The sequence below is a fragment of the Ensifer meliloti genome (genome assembly GCF_030064585.1).
Lineage (GTDB): Bacteria > Pseudomonadota > Alphaproteobacteria > Rhizobiales > Rhizobiaceae > Sinorhizobium > Sinorhizobium meliloti.
Genome location: NZ_CP120365.1, coordinates 2,523,365 through 2,539,972, shown reverse-complemented (window position 1 = coordinate 2,539,972; position 16,608 = coordinate 2,523,365). Strand labels below are relative to the sequence as shown.

Below are 16,608 nucleotides of genomic sequence, written 5' to 3'. Positions count from 1 at the left end.
ACAGCGGTGCGATCAGCTTCTCGCAGCCGCAGCCGTGCCCGCAAAACCGGTGTCCCGCGCCGAGAGCATCTTGTGCAGGTGCACCATCATGCCGGCGGCAAAGAGCGGCGTCAGCAGGTTGAGCAGAGGCACGGCGAGGAAGGCCGCCAGCACTAGGCCGGCGAGGAATACGGTCGAACGGTGTTTGGCACGGAAGAGCCGCGCCTCCGCCGGCGGACGATGGCGCATGGCGGCGAACTCGAAGAATTCTCGACCGAGCAGATAGCCGTTGACGAGGAAGAAGGCGACAAGATTGACGCCCGGCACCAACAGCAGGAAGAGCGCGACGATGTTGCCGAGAATGACGACGCCGAGGAACTTCGCCGAACCGGTGATCGCCTCGGCGAGAGGCAGCGGCGTGCCGGGCGCCTCGCCGGGATAGTCCCTTTTCTCCACCACCTCGGCGACATCGTCGAGGAAGAAGCCGGCAATCAGCGCCGTCACCGGCGCCAGCAGCAGCGCCAGCGCGAGCGCGAGCCCCAGGCTCGCGAAGATGCCGACGACGAAAGTGAGCCACCCCGCCCAGTCGGGCGTGCCCGGCATCAGCGCATCGATCCAGGGGAGCGCAAGCCAGACGAAGAGCTCGCGCAGCGCGAACCAGAGCGCGACGAGCGCCAGCAGCGTCAGCCCGATGACCTTCCAGAAGACCGTGCGGGTCTCCGTCGCGAAAAGATTGGCGAAGGCAAGGCGCGCCGCATCGAGAATCATGACCGTCTCCCTGGCCGATAAGTGCAACCGGAAGGCATGTAGGCAGAGCGACCGGCAGGGGCAAGCCGGCCGGAGGCGGTTTTTGGGCCTGCTGCTGCTTCCTTCTGTAGCGACAGCCCTCAAGCCGCCGGTTGCCTTACCGTCGGAGAAGAGCCCCGCCAACTCTACCGCGATAACGAGGAGGGCATTGTCGTGTGCGTCGAACGAATGCGATATGCTGGAGCGGGATGAGGAAAAGTGTGTGCGGTTTTCCGCCGCATCCCCCGTCTCAACTTCTTGGAATCGATCACGTTCATGTTTTTAGGTCGACCCGACCTAAAAACATCGTGATCTAGGGGAAGGAAAATCGTATCCGAGCGCTGGAACGCCAGCCGGAAAAGGTGCCATGATCAACCAACGAACACTTGCGAGCCTCGCCGTTCTCGTGCAGTCCGGCAAGCTCGATCCCGTCGCGCTTGTCGCGGAAACCCTGACGCGGATCGAAGACCACCCCGACCGATCGATCTTCGTCGCGCTCACGCAGGAGCGTGCGGCGCGCGAAGCGAAGGCTGCCTCCGCGCGCATCAAGACCGGCCGCTCCCTCGGGCTGCTCGACGGCTTGCCCGTCGCCTGGAAGGACCTCTTCGATCTTGCCGGCAGCATCACGACCGCAGGTTCCGTCGTTCTGGCTGAAGGGTCGCCGGCCACCGCCGACGCAACGGTGGTCGCGGACCTCGGCAGCGCCGGCATGGTCAGCATCGGGCGGACCAATATGAGCGAATTCGCCTTCTCCGGCCTCGGTATCAATCCGCATTACGGCACGCCGCGCAATCCGAGGTCCGAGGATGTCCATCGTATCCCCGGCGGCTCCTCCTCCGGTTCCGCCGCTGCGGTCGCTGCCGGCCTCGTACCGCTGGCGATCGGCACCGACACCGGCGGCTCGGTCCGTATCCCGGCGGCAATGACCGGCATCGTCGGCTACAAGGCGACACGCGGCCGCTACGCGATGAAGGGCGTCTTCCCGCTCGCGCAAAGCCTCGATTCGCTTGGCCCCCTTTGCCAGACGGTGCAGGATGCAGTCTGGGCCGACGCCGCTATGCATGGGCTGACCGCGCCGGTGATCCGCCGCGCCGAGATCGCCGATCTTTCCATCGTCGTTCCCGAGACGATCGTCTTCGACGATGCCGAAGCGGAAGTCGTGGCCGCATTCGAGGAAGCGATCAAGCGCGTCGAAACGGCGGGCGCGAAGGTCCGGCGGCAGGCCTTCCCGAGCTTTGCGGAAATTTTCGAGCTTACCGCCCGCCACGGCGCTCTGGTGACGGCAGAGGCCTATGCGCTGCACCGGGAACGGCTGGCAGGGCCTGAAGCGGAGCGCATGGACCCGCGCGTCGTCGCCCGCACCCGCCTCGGCGAGAAGATCACCGTCAGCGATTACATCGCCCTCCTCGACGCCCGAGACCGGCTGATCCATGAGACCATCGAGACTCTCAAGGCCGGCGAACTGATTGCGCATCCGACCTTGCCGCATGTGGCGCCGCCGCTTGATCCGCTTCTTGCCGACGACGATCTCTTCTTCAAGGTCAATGCCAGGACGCTGCGCAATACCTCGATCGGCAACTTCCTGGATCTCTGCGGCGTCTCCATTCCCTGCGGGACGGGTGCGGCCGGCATGCCGGTCGGCTTCCAGCTTGCAGCACCTCATCACCAGGACGACCGCCTGCTTTCCGCAGCACTCGCCGCCGAGGCGACCATCCGGGGCGACGCATGATCGTCTGTTTCGACATCGGCGGCTCGGCGATCAAGGGCGCGATCACCCATTCGCCTGAGCGGATATTCCCGCTGCCACGGCGCGCGACGCCGCTCACGGATTTCGGCCGCTTCGTCGAGGCGATGGAATCCGTGCTCGACGAAGCGGGGGGCCTGCCCGAAAGGGTGGCGATCTCGATCACCGGGGTGATCGATCCGGAGACGCGCCGGATCAAGTGCGCCAACATTCCCTGCATCGACGGGCGTGAGCTCGTCGCCGAACTCGAAGCGGCACTGCACCTGCCGGTGGTGATCGCCAATGACGCCGATTGTTTCGCGCTTGCCGAAGCCGGTGTCGGCGCCGGGCGCGGCCATCGCATCGTCTTCGGTGCCATCCTCGGCACCGGCGTCGGCGGCGGGCTCGTGATCGACGGCCGGCTGATCAATGCCGATGGCGGCTTTGCCGGCGAATGGGGCCACGGCCCGGCCGTCGCGGCCGCGGCCGGACACCCGCCCATTGCCATACCGGCCTTTCCCTGCGGCTGCGGCCAGAGCCGCTGCGTCGATACGGTCGGCGGTGCACGCGGGCTGGAGCGGCTTCATGAAACGGTCAACGGCAAGGCGCTCTCCAGTCACGACATAATCGAAGGCTGGCAGAACGGAAACGCCGAGGCGGCGCGGACGATCGACGTCTTCGTCGATCTGGTGAGTTCGCCGCTGGCGCTCGTGATCAACATCACCGGGGCGACGATCGTGCCGGTGGGCGGCGGCCTTTCCAATGCCGAAGCGCTGCTCGCCGAGATCGACCGGGCGGTGCGGGCGCGCATCCTCAGGCGTTTCGACCGGCCGCTCGTCGTGCGTGGCGAGTGCCGGGTGGAGCCCGGCCTGATCGGCGCCGCCCTGCTCGGCTTCGGAGGGAGATCGGCATGAGCCGCATATCGCTGGAGGTCTGCGTCGACGATCCGGATGGTCTGGAGGCAGCCGTTGCCGGCGGCGCCGATCGCATCGAACTCTGTTCGGCACTTGGCGCCGGAGGGCTGACCCCAAGTCCCGGCCTGATGGCCGTCGCCGCTCCGCCGCCGGTGCCGGTCTATGCGATGATCCGGCCGCGGGCGGGCGATTTCATCTATCACAGGGCAGACCTCGAGGTCATGCGACGCGACATCGATGCGGCGCGGCATGCCGGGCTCGCAGGCGTGGTGCTCGGCGCATCGCTCGCCGACGGCCGCCTGGACGCGCGCATGCTGACGAAACTCGCCGGCCACGCGGCAGGGATGGGGCTCACGCTACACCGCGCCTTCGATCTGGTGCCGGATTTCGCCGAAGCGATGGAGATCGCCGTCGATCTCGGCTTCGAACGCATCCTGACCTCGGGCGGCGCGAAAACGGCACCGGAAGCGGCCGATACGCTGGAACGGCTCATCGAACTGGCGGCGGGACGGATCTCGATCATGCCCGGCTCGGGCATTACCAGCGACACGATCGAAGCGCTCGTCCCTCGGCTCGCCATCACCGAGGTCCATTCGTCCTGCTCAAGTGCTGAGCCGGCTACTGACATGCGGCTCATCGAGATGGGATTCGCCGCGCCGGAGCGCCGCCGCACGGACGCGGCAAAGATCAGGGCGATGCGGGCGCGGCTCGATGCGCCGGCGGCAAAGGCTTGAGAACAAAGGCTTCCGCCGGCGTCCGCCCCTCATCCCGCTGCCGCGACCTTCTCCCCGCAGGCGGGGAGAAGGGACAAGCGGCGCCGACTGAACCCCGCATTCACCGCCCGCCCGAGGGAGCGAGTGGGCGCGGCATATCCCTTCTCCCCGCCTGCGGGGAGAAGGTGGCGGCAGCCGGTTGAGGGGCAACCCCGACCGAGCGGGGTTGAGGCGGTTGGGTTCCCGAGGGATCCCGCCAGCGTTCCAGGGGCACGTCCTCTCGCCTGCGAGGAGCCAAAACAGCTCAAGCCGCAAAAACCGTCTCCCCGCCGATCCAGGTCGATTTCATTGCGAGTTCCGGCGTGAGCAGCACGAAATCCGCATCCGTACCCGGCAGGAGCCGGCCCTTGTGCGAGGCGATCCCCATGGCGTCGGCGGGATAGGCGGAGGCCATGCGGACCGCCTCCTCGATCGGCAGGCCAAGCTTTTGGTGGACGAAGCGGACCGACGAAAGCATGTCGATATCGGCGCCGGCAAGCGTGCCGTCGGCAAGCGTCAGGCGCCCGCCCTGGCGCAGGATTTCCCGTCCGTTCAGGAAGAAACTCGTCTGATCGGTGCCGATCGGCGACATGGCGTCGGTGACCAGAAAGATCTGTCCCGGGCCTTTCTTGCCGCGCAGCGCGATGCCCATCGAGGCCGGGTGAACGTGAAAACCGTCGGCGATCATGCCGGCGTGGAGCGTGCCGGTCGAAAGCGCCGCGCCGACCACGCCAGGCTCGCGATGGCCGAGTCCGCTCATGGCGTTGAAGAGATGCGTGACGGTCCGGGCACCCGCTTTGGCATAGGCGCAGGCGGTGTCGTAATCCACGTCGGTATGGCCGAGGCTCACCACGACGCCGGCATCGGCCAGCGCCCGCACCTGCTCCTTGGTGGCGTTTTCCGGGGCCACGGTGAGCATCAGGCAGCCGAGCGCCTTTGCGCAGGCGAGTATCTCGGCAAGATCATCATCGCCCATCGGACGGATCAGCGACGGATCGTGGGCCCCCTTGCGCGCGACGGAAAGATGCGGGCCTTCGAGATGCAGGCCTAGGAAGCCGGGAACCGCCGCGGCTTTCGCCTCGATGCCTGCGGCGATGGCCGCGGTCCTGACCGCGCGCGTGTCGGTGATCAGCGTCGGCAGCAGCGCCGTCGTGCCGAATTGCGCATGCGCCGCGCAGATCTGCCGGATACTTTCGAGGGACGGCTTTTCGTTCAGAAGCGCGCCGCCGCCGCCGTTCACCTGCAGATCGATGAAGCCGGGCACGAGAAGCAGGCCACGCGCGTCGATGGTCTCGCCACCGGCGGGGACGCTTCCCGCTGGCGCAATCGCCTTGACGTGTCCCGCCTCGATCACGAGGGCTGCCCCGTCGTGCCAGTCGATGCCGTCGAAAATCCGCGCTCCGCTGATCGTCTTCTTCGCAGTCATCGTGTCTCCGTCACCTTCTTGAGGTTCTCCGGTGCGTCGGGGTTCAGACCGCGAGAGCGGGACCAGGCCTCGACGAAGCCATAGAACGGCAGGATCAGCGCCAAGGCGTCGGTGAGCGGGTGCCCGGTCTCGACGAAGGGCAGGCGCTTTGCCTTGCCCGCGCGTGCCGAGGTCACGTGCACCACCGCGCCCTTGGCGCTCATGCCGTCCGCGATATCGGCGACCGAGGCCTCGGCAGCATCGCGGGCGGCCAGCACGAGCACCGGGAACCGGGGCCCGACCAGCGCCACCGGTCCGTGCAGCACCTCTGCCGCGGAATAGGCCTCGGCATGCATGCCGGACGTCTCCTTGAACTTCAGCGCCGCTTCGCTGGCGATCGCCAGCGCCGGACCGCGGCCCAGCACATAGAGCGATTCGGCTTCTGCGAGATCGCCGGCGAAATCCTGCCAATCGAGCTTCACGGCCTTGGCAAGCTGGTTCGGCAGATCGGCGACCGCGTGCTTGAGCGTCGCGTCGCCGGTCCACTCGCCGAGCACGGCAAGACCCGCGACGATCGAGTTAACATAGGACTTGGTCGCCGCCACGGCAATTTCGGGTCCGGCGAGAATGTCGAGCGGGTGGGTGCAGGCCTCGGCAATCGGCGACGGCAGCGTGTTCGTCAGCGCGATCGAAACGGCGCCGGCGCGCGTCGCGGCTTCGGCCATGGCCACGATGTCCGGGCTCTTGCCGGACTGCGAGATTGCAATCGCCGCCGCACCGCCGAGTTTCAGATCGGCACCGTAAATCGACGCCAGCGAGGGTCCGAGCGAGGCGACCGGACGGCCGGTCGTGAGCTCGATCGCGTATTTCAGGAACAGGGCGGCATGGTCGGAAGAGCCCCTGGCGATCGTTACCAGAAAGGACGGATTCTTGGCGCGCAGCGCCGCGCCCGCTTGCGCCAGCCCCGTGGCCGAGCGCTCCAGCAACCGGGCGGCGGCCTCGGGAATCTCGTCGATTTCTCGCCGCATGTTGGTCTGCATCGTCATATCCTTTCATCAAATAGGCGAGATGCGGGCGGAGAACCGCTTTACACTATTCCTCATCCCGCCCTTCCCTCGACCGGCCACGCCGGCTCAGTTTTCCGGGATCGTCAGCTCCGCAACGAAATCATAGGCATCGCCGCGGTAGAGCGACCGGGTGAATTCGACCACGCGCCCGGAGGCAAGATAGGAGACGCGCTCGATCGAAAGACCGGCGGCGCCGACGGCGACGCCGAGCATGGCCGCGTCCGGTTCCTTGATATTGCAGGCGGAGATCCGCTGCACCGCGCGCACCGGCCGAGCCTGTTTCTTCTCGAGCTCTGAATAGAGCGAGGAGGTGACGGCGAGCGGGTCGGGGACGAATTCCGCCGAAACGCAGGCGCGCTCGATCGCAAGCGGCATGTCGTCGGCAATGCGGAGCCGCCCGAGTCGCGCCACAAGCGCGTCGGCCGCAAGCCCGAGGGTCATCATCTCGTCGGGCGAGGGATGGAAGAGACCGCGCTCCAGCCATTCCGCACGCGTGTTGAGTCCGCGCCGGGCCATGTCCTCGGTGAAGGAGGTCAGGCGCGAGAGCGACTGCTCGACGCGCGAAACCGGCCGGACGACGAAGGTGCCGGAACCGTGGCGGCGCACGAGGAGCCCGTCACGCACGAGATCATCGACGGCTTTGCGGACGGTGACGCGGCTGACATTGGCGTAATCCGCGAGATCCCGCTCCGGCGGCAGCGCATCTCCGTGATTGAGCTTGCCCGACAGGATCGCCTCCTCGAGCGATTGCCTGAGCTTCAGATAGAGGGGACCGGCGCCCCCGGACTGCAGGGTTTCGAGCGGCAGAATGGCGGCGAGCTGCTGGTTCATGCCGATACCCCGGAATGGGAGCCGAAACGGGCCGCCGCGAGCGCGACGGCGCCGGTCAAAGCGTCGGCCCGCGCCTCGACGAAGCGCGGCTGATGCCGGTCGGCGAGCCAGCGGCGATAAAGCGGCGCCAATCCTCCGAGCAGGCACAGCTTCTCGCTCCCCCTCGAAACCACCACGTCGAGCGCCTCGTCCACCGTCGCGGCGGCAGCCTTCAACAGGCTGATCGCCACAGGGTCGCCGCGCTCGGCAAATTCGATGACGCGCGGCGCATAGCGGCCGAACTCGCCGGGCTTGGCGAGCCGTGCGAAATCGACGATGTCGCGCGGGTCGTCGTTGAACTCGGCAAGAACGGCATCCGTCACGCCCGAGCCTTGATGTATGCCGTCATAGGCAAGCAAGCTCTCCTGCAGCAGCGCGTGACCGATGCGTGCGCCGCTGCCGTGATCTCCGATCGTGAACCCCCAGCCGCCGACATAGCTGACCTCATCGCCCCGGCGCGCGATATAGATCGTGCCCGTCCCGAGTATCGCGACGGCCCCGTCCCCGTCGCCGAGAGCGCCCTGCAGCGCGATCAGCCCATCGGATTCGATATCGGCCTGAGCAAAGGGAAGCCGCCTCTTCACGTAATGAACGGCATCGCCCACATTGTGGCCGGCGACGCCGACGATCGCGCGCGATGCCCCGATTCCGGCCGGGTCGAGCCCCGCATCCCCGAAGGCGTCGCGCGCCGCATCCGTTATGTTCTGCAATGCTGTTTCCGGATCGGTAAGGATATTCGCGGCGCCCGCCTTGCCGCGGCCGAGAATACGGCCGTCGAGGGCTGCTACAGCCGCACGGCAGCTCGTTCCGCCGCCATCAATTCCGATCAGGTAAAACGTCATGGGCACCTCCGTCGTCACAAGATACCAAAAAAATACCATTAACCAAGCGAGATTTCCGACTACAGATCATTCCCCAGTCTATTTCCTTGAAAAGGCTGAACTTATTTCTGTACGCAGCGGTTTCTTGCGGTAAAAGTTAAATTTCTCCTAGACAAGTGGTATTTTTTTGGCATTAATTCCAGAAGAGGAGAACGACGCCATGCCGCCAGCCAAGACCGAAGAGCGCCGCGACAATGCCAAGGGCCTGGACGTCATGCGTCCGGAGCTCGCCCTTCGCTTGCTCGCAGCCGGCCAGCAGGAGGCGGCAAAGTCGGTGGAACAGGCGATCGAGCCGATTTCAGCGGCGGCCCGCCTTGCCGCGGACAGCCTCGCCTCCGGCGGCCGGCTTGCCTATGCCGGCGCCGGAAGCTCCGGGTTGATGGCGATGGCGGACGCACTCGAACTGCCTGGCACCTACGGCATAGCTCGGGAGCAGGTCGTCATTCTCATTGCCGGCGGCGCCGCAAGCCTCACCGATCTTGCCGGCGGCTATGAGGACGACATGGAACTTGCGCGCGCCGATGTGCGAAGTGCCGGCATCGGGGCGGGCGACTGCCTGATCTCGGTTTCCGCCAGCGGCTCCACGCCCTATGCCATCGCCGCTGCCGACGAGGCGGGGAAACGCGGCGCCCGCGTCATCGGAATGGCCAACAATGCCGGCGCACCGCTCCTTCTGAACGCCGACGTCTCCATCCTCCTGGAGACGCCTCCGGAAGTCGTGTCCGGGTCGACGCGAATGGGTGCCGGGACGGCTCAGAAGATCGCCTTCAACATGTTCTCGACCATGGTCGGCATCCATCTCGGCCACGTGCTCGATGGTCACATGGTCAATCTGCGTGCCGACAACATCAAACTGCGCGGCCGGGCGATCCGGATCGTCTCGGACATAGCCGGTATCGGCGCCGCCGACGCGGACAGGCTGCTCGGCCTTGCCGGCGGGTCGGTCAAGCTGGCGATCCTGCTCGCATCCGGAGCGAGGGACATCGCCTATGCCGAAGACGCGCTCGAGCGCGCCGATCAAAATTTGCGCCGGGCGATCGCCATCGTCGGGACGTGAGGGATAAACTGGGAATTCAAAACCGCGCGACACGCGCCTAAAGGGGAGAAACTGCATGACCCGCACTACAATGAAAGGCTTGCTGCTCGCATCGAGCATTCTCGGCTCGGCCGGGCTTGCGCAAGCCCAGGACGCAACGCTGACGATCGAAAGCTGGCGCAATGACGACCTGGCGATCTGGCAGGAAAAGCTGATCCCGGCCTTCGAGGCGAAGAACCCGGGCATCAAGGTGGTATTCGCTCCCTCGGCCCCCACCGAGTATAACGCCGCCCTCAACGCCAAGCTCGACGCCGGCTCCGCGGGTGACCTCATCACCTGCCGCCCCTTCGACGCCTCGCTCGAACTCTACAACAAGAAGCATCTTGCCGACCTGACCGGTCTTTCCGGCATGGAGAATTTCTCCGACGTCGCCAAATCCGCCTGGACGACCGACGACGGCAAGGCGACCTTCTGCGTGCCGATGGCTTCCGTCATTCACGGCTTCATCTACAACAAGGATGCCTTCGACCAGCTCGGCCTTTCCGTTCCGGCGACCGAGGAGGAGTTCTTCGCGGTCCTCGAAAAGATCAAGGCGGACGGCAACTACATCCCGATGGCGATGGGCACCAAGGATCTCTGGGAAGCCGCGACGATGGGCTACCAGAACATCGGCCCGAACTACTGGAAGGGCGAGGAAGGCCGTCTGGCTCTTCTGAAAGGCGAGCAGAAACTGACCGACGAGCCGTGGGTCGAGCCTTTCCGCGTACTGGCGAAGTGGAAGGATTATCTCGGCGACGGCTTCGAGGCACAGACCTATCCGGACAGCCAGAACCTCTTCACGCTCGGCCGGGCGGCGATCTATCCGGCCGGCTCCTGGGAAATCTCCGGCTTCAACACGCAGGCCGAATTCAAGATGGGCGCCTTTCCGCCGCCGGTGAAGAAGGCGGGCGATACCTGCTATATCTCCGACCACAACGACATCGGTATCGGACTGAACGCCAAGAGCAAGAATGCGGATGCCGCCAAGACCTTCCTCACCTGGGTGGCCTCGCCGGAGTTCGCGGAAATCTATGCGAACGCCCTGCCCGGCTTCTTCAGCCTGAACTCGACGGCGGTGAAGATGTCCGATCCGCTCGCCCAGGAATTCGTCTCCTGGCGGGAGAAATGCAAGCCGACCATCCGCTCGACCTATCAGATCCTGTCGCGCGGAACCCCTAACCTCGAAAACGAGACCTGGGTCATGTCGGCCAACGTCATCAACGGCACGGACACGCCGGAGGCGGCCGCCAAGAAGCTCCAGGACGGGCTCGACAGCTGGTTCAAGCCGGTAAAATAAGACCGAACCGGGGTGTGTGGACGCTGTCCGCGCACCCTCCCCGACATGTGCAAACGTATCGCATGCGGGACGGCGTCATGGATTGCTCGGGCACCGGCGCTACGGCGCCGCGCGCCCGTAACGGGCGGATCGAAGCGGCTTGCCGGCTCTCCGCTCCCGCGGGACGCCTGACGGAAGCACGGTGCACGGCAGGAAGCCGCGCCGCATTTCGAGCGAAATCGAGGCTGCGCCCTGAAGGCCAGCCGGTTTGAGAACGGGCCAGAGGCCGATGAACCCACGTGAAATCACGACCTACGTCACCGAGATCAAGCGCCCGCGGCGCTGGCACATCCTCGTCTTCCTGCTGCCGGCGCTCGTCGTCTACACGGCGGTGATGATCCTTCCGCTTTTCGAGACGCTGCGCCAGTCCTTCTACAACACGGTCGACGGTCAGTTGACCTTCGTGGGCCTGGGCAATTTCAAGGTTCTGTTCGGCGACCCTCGCTGGGCGGCGGATTTCTGGAACGCGCTCAAGAACAATTTCGTCTTCTTCCTGATCCACATGGCCGTGCAGAACCCGATCGGCATCGCGCTCGCCGCCATGCTGTCCGTCCCGAAGCTGCGCTTCGGCGCCTTCTACCGCACGGCTATCTTTCTGCCGACGCTGCTCTCCTTCGTCATCGTCGGTTTCATCTGGAAGCTGATCCTGTCGCCGATCTGGGGCGTCGCACCCTATCTTCTCGACACGGTCGGCCTGCGATCGCTGTTCGGGCCCTGGCTCGGCAAGCCGGACACCGCGCTCATCGCAGTCTCGCTGATTTCCGTCTGGCAATATATCGGCATCCCGATGATGCTGATCTATGCGGCGCTCCTCAACATTCCCGACGAGGTGACCGAGGCGGCGGAGCTCGACGGCGTCACCGGCTGGAGCCAGTTCTGGAAGATCAAGCTTCCGCTGATCCTGCCTGCCATCGGCATCGTGTCGATCCTCACCTTCGTCGGCAATTTCAACGCCTTCGACCTGATCTATACGGTGCAGGGGGCGCTGGCCGGCCCGGACAAGTCGACCGACATCCTGGGCACCCTGCTCTATCGCACCTTCTTCGGTTTCCAGCTTCAGCTCGGCGACCGTTCGATGGGCGCGACGATCGCCGCGATCATGTTCCTGATCATTCTCGCCGGCGTCGCGCTCTATCTCTTCGGCATACAGCGCCGCATGCGCCGCTATCAGTTCTAAGGAGGATAAAAGATGTCGAAAGCACGCGCCTCCTTCATGCGCACGGGCGCCGTTCACGCGGCTCTGATCGCCTACACGCTTATCGCACTCTTTCCGGTGTTCCTGACGATCGTCAATTCGTTCAAGAGCCGCAACGCGATCTTCCGGGAACCTCTGGCGGTCCCGACACCCGAGACCTTCAGCCTGATCGGCTACGAAACGGTGCTGAAGCAGGGCGACTTCATCGGCTATTTCCAAAACAGCATCATCGTCACCGTCGTCTCGATCGCGCTCGTCCTGCTGTTCGGCGCCATGGCCGCCTTCGCGCTTTCCGAATACCGCTTCCGCGGCAACACGCTGATGGGGCTCTATCTGGCGCTTGGCATCATGATCCCGATCCGGCTCGGAACGGTGGCGATCCTGCAGGGCATGGTGGCGACCGGTCTCGTCAATACGCTGACCGCGCTGATCCTCGTCTATACGGCGCAAGGCCTGCCGCTGGCGGTATTCATCCTGTCCGAGTTCATGCGCACCGTATCCGACGACCTGAAGAATGCCGGACGCATCGACGGCCTGTCGGAATATGCGATCTTCCTGCGGCTGGTGCTGCCGCTCATCCGCCCGGCCATGGCGACGGTCGCCGTCTTCACCATGATCCCCATCTGGAACGATCTCTGGTTCCCGCTGATCCTCGCACCCGCCGAGGCGACCAAGACCGTCACCCTCGGCTCGCAGATCTTCATCGGCCAGTTCGTCACCAACTGGAACGCGGTCCTCTCGGCGCTGTCGCTGGCGATCTTCCCGGTCCTCGTCCTCTACGTCATCTTCTCGCGGCAGCTGATCCGCGGCATCACGGCAGGAGCAGTCAAGTGAATTCATCCGCACCCCCGATCCGCGTGCTCAGCGCCGGGCTCGGCAATATGGGCCGCAGCCACGCGCTCGCCTATCATCAGAACCCCGGTTTCGAAATCGCCGGGCTGGTCAACCGCTCGAAGGTGGCGCTGCCCGAGGCTCTTGCAGGATACGAGATTCTGCCGTCCTTTCCGGAGGCGCTCGCCGAACTGGAGCCGGAGCTCTGCTCGATCAACACCTATTCGGACACGCATGCGGACTACGCCGTGATGGCGATGGAGGCGGGAGCCCATGTCTTCGTGGAGAAGCCGCTGGCAACGACGGTCGCCGATGCCGAGCGCGTCGTCGCCTGTGCGCGGGCCAATGGCCGCAAGCTGGTCGTCGGCTATATCCTGCGCCACCACCCGTCCTGGATGCGGCTGATCGCGGAAGCCCGCAAGCTCGGAGGGCCTTACGTCTTCCGCATGAACCTGAACCAGCAATCGAGCGGCCCGACCTGGGCGACGCACAAGTCGCTGATGCAGACGACACCGCCGATCGTCGATTGCGGCGTCCACTATGTCGACGTCATGTGCCAGATCACCGATGCCAACCCCGTCGAGGTGCGCGGCATGGGCTTGAGGCTCTCGAACGAGATAGCCGCGGATATGTACAATTACGGGCATCTGCAGGTGATCTTCGAGGACGGCTCGGTGGGCTGGTACGAGGCGGGCTGGGGGCCGATGATCTCCGAGACGGCCTTCTTCGTGAAGGACGTGATGTCTCCGAACGGCTCCGTGTCGATCGTCATGGACCAGAACGCCAAGTCCGACGACATCGACGTGCACACGAAAACCTCCGTCATCCGCGTGCACAGCGCCGCTACGGGACCGGACGGCCGGTTCCTGAAATCCGACGAGGACCTGGTGATGGAGGGCGAGCCCGGCCACCAGGAGCTTTGCGACCGCGAGCAGGCCTTCGTGCTCAAGGCCATCCGAGAAGACATCGATCTTGGCCGGCACATGGACGATGCGGTGCAGTCGCTGAAGATCTGTCTCGCCGCCGACGACAGTGTGCGCACCGGCAAGCCGGTCAAGCTTTAACCCAAGAGGGCGACACGTGGGATCACTTCAACTCAAAACCATCCGCAAGGCCTTCGGCAGTCATGAGGTGCTGAAGGGCATCGACCTGGACGTGAAGGACGGCGAGTTCGTCATCTTCGTCGGTCCGTCCGGTTGCGGAAAGTCGACGCTTCTGCGCACCATCGCCGGCCTCGAGGACGCGACCTCGGGCAGCGTACAGATCGACGGTGTCGAGGTCGGCCATGTGGCGCCGGCCAAGCGCGGCATCGCCATGGTGTTCCAGTCCTATGCGCTCTATCCGCACCTGACCGTCAAGGACAATATGGGCCTCGGGCTGAAGCAGGCGGGTGTGCCGAAGGCCGAGATCGAAGAAAAGGTCGCCAAGGCGGCCGGCATGCTGTCGCTCGAACCCTATCTCGCCCGCCGTCCGGCCGAGCTATCCGGCGGCCAGCGCCAGCGCGTGGCGATCGGCCGCGCGATCGTGCGCGAGCCGAAGCTCTTCCTCTTCGACGAGCCGCTGTCGAACCTCGACGCGGCGCTGCGCGTCAACACACGGCTCGAGATCGCCCGTCTTCACCGCAGCCTCAAGGCGACGATGATCTACGTCACCCACGATCAGGTCGAGGCGATGACGCTTGCCGACAAGATCGTCGTGCTGAATGCCGGCTGGATCGAACAGGTCGGCTCGCCGATGGAGCTCTACAATCGCCCGGCCAACCTTTTCGTCGCCGGCTTCATCGGCTCGCCGCAGATGAATTTCATCGAAGCCGCAAAGCTCGGCGACGGAGAGGCAAAGACGATCGGTATCCGTCCGGAGCATATCGGCCTCTCCCGTGAAAGCGGCGACTGGAAGGGCAAGGTGATCCATGTCGAGCATCTTGGCGCCGACACGATCATCTACATCGAATCGGAGACCGTCGGCCTGCTGACGGTGCGCCTCTTCGGCGAACACCGCTACGCTACCGACGACATCGTCCACGCGACGCCGGTAATCGGCAGCATGCACCGCTTCGATGCGGACGGGCGGGTGATCAAGTCGGGACAATAGCGGACGGAGCGCCTATGATTTGGCCCTCCTCGGGTTTAACCCCGAGGACCAGCCACCTGCCGGCGCGGGGAATTGCCCCTCACCCTGACCCTCTCCCCGCGCGCGGGGAGAGGGGACTTACGACGTGGAACGCCGAGGCATCGGGCCGCGGGCGGGTCCCACCTGCCCCTTCTCCCCGCCTGCGGGGAGAAGGTCGCGGCAGCGGGATGAGGGGCCGCTCGCCGAGCGTCCTAATCCAAATCAAATCTGCGTGACCCTGCCAAGCCGCGAGGCCGAACGCCTTGGTGATCTTCACTTTTTTGCCTCCCCTGCCGGCGCGTCGAAACTCTGTTGCACTGCGGCAGAAATTAACATACATTGGCGTCTGTATATTAGCTTTCCGGTATTTTCCACGCCGATACCGGCTCCGCTTCACCTCACTTTGGGACCGCGCAGCGCTTGCGAAACGCCGCGACTGCGGCCGGTCCTTTGACAATATGGACATTGCGATGCGCATGAACCGACCGATATTGGCCGCCGCGCTGGCATCCGTGATTTTTCTCGCGGGCTGCCAGAAGAATGAAGAACAGCAGGCAGCGGCTGCCGCCCCTCCGCCGTCGCCGGTCGCCGTCTTCACGACGAAGGCGGAACCGCTGCCGATCACCAACGAACTGCCGGGCCGCATCACCGCCACCCGCATCGCCGAAGTCCGCCCGCGCATCTCCGGCATCGTCGTCGAGCGGGTGTTCGAGCAGGGCACCATGGTCAAGGAAGGCGACGTGCTCTACCGCATCGACCCGGCACCGTTTCAGGTCAAGGTCGACAGCGCCGAGGCGACGCTGAAGCGCGCTCAGGCGGTGGTCGATCAGGCCAAGCGGACGGCCGACCGCCAGTCGCGGCTGAAGGAGGCGCAGGTCACCGCGGTGCAGCAGTACGACGATGCCATCGCGGCCCTCGCCCAGGCCGAGGCCGATGTCGGCATCGCCGAGGCAGGGCTCGCGGAGGCCAAGCTCAATCTGCAGTATACGAACGTCACGGCTCCGATCAGCGGCCGGATCGGCCGGGCGCTGATCACCGAAGGCGCGCTCGTCAACACCAACGATCCGCAGAACCTTGCGACGATCCAGCAGCTCGACCCGATCTATGCCGACTTCACCCAGTCGGCGACCGACCTGATCCGCCTGCGCAAGGCGCTGAAGGACGGCCAGTGGATGAGTGCCAAGAACGAGGCCGAGGTTCAGTTGATCCTCGACGACGGAACGCCCTACGCGCTCAAGGGCAGGCTGCTCTTCTCCGAAGCCGCCGTCGACGCGACGACGGGCCAGGTGACGCTGCGCGGCGAATTCCCCAACCCGAACAACGATCTGCTGCCGGGCATGTATGTCCGCGTCCAGATCCAGCAGGGTTTGGAAAAGGACGCGATCACCGTGCCGCAGCAGGCCGTGCAGCGCAACAATGCCGGCCAGTCGCAGGTCTATGTGGTGAATGCCGACAACAAGGTTGAATTCCGCAACGTCACGCTCGGACGCACCGTCGGCGAGCGCTGGCAGGTGACCTCCGGCCTCAAGCCCGGCGAAAAGGTCATTGTCGAGGGTTTCCAGAAGGTCGGCCCGGGCGCGCCCGTGCAGCCATCCGACTGGGACCCGAATGCAAAGCCCGCGCCCGAACAGGCCAGCGCTTCGGCGGATGCCGGCGAAAAGCCCGCCACCGAAGTGAAGTGAGAC

The 16,608-nt window shown here is 65.2% G+C and carries 15 protein-coding genes; 10 read left to right on the top strand and 5 right to left on the bottom strand.

Annotated features, from left to right (window positions below; all coding sequences use genetic code 11):
* Window positions 1-12 precede the first annotated feature (12 nt).
* Window positions 13-747 carry a sulfate transporter family protein gene (locus PZL22_RS19070; protein ID WP_003533444.1) on the bottom strand — a complete coding sequence of 245 codons (735 nt, stop codon included), beginning with the start codon at window positions 745-747 and terminating at the stop codon, window positions 13-15.
* Window positions 748-1,132: 385 nt separating this feature from the next.
* Here PZL22_RS19070 and PZL22_RS19065 point away from each other — a divergent pair, with 385 nt between their 5' ends.
* The 3 genes from PZL22_RS19065 to PZL22_RS19055 are packed head-to-tail and all read left to right on the top strand — an operon-like array spanning window position 1,133 to window position 4,136.
* Complete coding sequence (locus PZL22_RS19065) at window positions 1,133-2,494, top strand: amidase (protein ID WP_284718532.1); 1,362 nt, start codon at window positions 1,133-1,135, stop codon at window positions 2,492-2,494.
* Window positions 2,491-3,402 (top strand): ROK family protein, encoded by a 912-nt coding sequence (locus tag PZL22_RS19060; protein ID WP_003533447.1) that lies wholly within the window; start codon window positions 2,491-2,493, stop codon window positions 3,400-3,402. The genes PZL22_RS19065 and PZL22_RS19060 overlap by 4 nt, the downstream gene beginning before the upstream one ends.
* Window positions 3,399-4,136, top strand: a complete 738-nt coding sequence (locus tag PZL22_RS19055; RefSeq protein WP_003533449.1) for a copper homeostasis protein CutC — start codon at window positions 3,399-3,401, stop codon at window positions 4,134-4,136. The genes PZL22_RS19060 and PZL22_RS19055 overlap by 4 nt, the downstream gene beginning before the upstream one ends.
* Window positions 4,137-4,419: 283 nt before the next feature.
* On the opposite strand, the gene nagA is transcribed toward PZL22_RS19055, so the two are convergent.
* The 4 genes from nagA to PZL22_RS19035 all read right to left on the bottom strand — a co-directional run bounded on the left by nagA (window position 4,420) and on the right by PZL22_RS19035 (window position 8,338).
* Entirely contained in the window at window positions 4,420-5,580 is a 1,161-nt protein-coding gene (gene nagA, locus PZL22_RS19050) for an N-acetylglucosamine-6-phosphate deacetylase (RefSeq protein ID WP_003533450.1), read from the bottom strand.
* On the bottom strand, window positions 5,577-6,599 hold the full coding sequence (locus tag PZL22_RS19045) for an SIS domain-containing protein (protein WP_033049033.1): 1,023 nt from the start codon (window positions 6,597-6,599) through the stop codon (window positions 5,577-5,579). The genes nagA and PZL22_RS19045 overlap by 4 nt, the downstream gene beginning before the upstream one ends.
* Before the next feature lie 93 nt (window positions 6,600-6,692).
* Complete coding sequence (locus PZL22_RS19040; protein ID WP_003533454.1) at window positions 6,693-7,457, bottom strand: GntR family transcriptional regulator; 765 nt, start codon at window positions 7,455-7,457, stop codon at window positions 6,693-6,695.
* Window positions 7,454-8,338: a glucosamine kinase nucleotide-binding domain-containing protein gene (locus PZL22_RS19035; protein ID WP_033049034.1), complete on the bottom strand. Its 885-nt coding sequence runs from the start codon at window positions 8,336-8,338 to the stop codon at window positions 7,454-7,456. Before PZL22_RS19035 ends, PZL22_RS19040 begins: the two co-directional genes overlap by 4 nt.
* Window positions 8,339-8,537: 199 nt before the next feature.
* On the opposite strand from PZL22_RS19035, the gene PZL22_RS19030 reads away from it, so the two are divergent.
* The 7 genes from PZL22_RS19030 (at window position 8,538) to PZL22_RS19000 (ending at window position 16,605) form a co-directional block, all read left to right on the top strand.
* Window positions 8,538-9,434: an N-acetylmuramic acid 6-phosphate etherase gene (locus PZL22_RS19030; RefSeq protein WP_003533457.1), complete on the top strand. Its 897-nt coding sequence runs from the start codon at window positions 8,538-8,540 to the stop codon at window positions 9,432-9,434.
* Window positions 9,435-9,489: 55 nt separating this feature from the next.
* The gene (locus PZL22_RS19025) at window positions 9,490-10,749 is read left to right on the top strand and encodes an ABC transporter substrate-binding protein (protein WP_010968416.1); all 1,260 of its coding nucleotides are present in this window, start codon (window positions 9,490-9,492) and stop codon (window positions 10,747-10,749) included.
* A gap of 268 nt (window positions 10,750-11,017) precedes the next feature.
* The gene (locus tag PZL22_RS19020; RefSeq protein WP_003533462.1) at window positions 11,018-11,965 is read left to right on the top strand and encodes a carbohydrate ABC transporter permease; all 948 of its coding nucleotides are present in this window, start codon (window positions 11,018-11,020) and stop codon (window positions 11,963-11,965) included.
* Between the two features lie 12 nt (window positions 11,966-11,977).
* A complete protein-coding gene (locus tag PZL22_RS19015) occupies window positions 11,978-12,817 on the top strand; it encodes a carbohydrate ABC transporter permease (RefSeq protein ID WP_003533465.1) in 840 nt (279 codons plus the stop codon).
* Window positions 12,814-13,878: a Gfo/Idh/MocA family protein gene (locus PZL22_RS19010; RefSeq protein ID WP_003533467.1), complete on the top strand. Its 1,065-nt coding sequence runs from the start codon at window positions 12,814-12,816 to the stop codon at window positions 13,876-13,878. Before PZL22_RS19015 ends, PZL22_RS19010 begins: the two co-directional genes overlap by 4 nt.
* Before the next feature lie 16 nt (window positions 13,879-13,894).
* Window positions 13,895-14,905, top strand: a complete 1,011-nt coding sequence (locus PZL22_RS19005; RefSeq protein WP_003533469.1) for an ABC transporter ATP-binding protein — start codon at window positions 13,895-13,897, stop codon at window positions 14,903-14,905.
* 488 nt (window positions 14,906-15,393) lie between these two features.
* Complete coding sequence (locus tag PZL22_RS19000; RefSeq protein ID WP_481133378.1) at window positions 15,394-16,605, top strand: efflux RND transporter periplasmic adaptor subunit; 1,212 nt, start codon at window positions 15,394-15,396, stop codon at window positions 16,603-16,605.
* Window positions 16,606-16,608 lie beyond the last annotated feature (3 nt).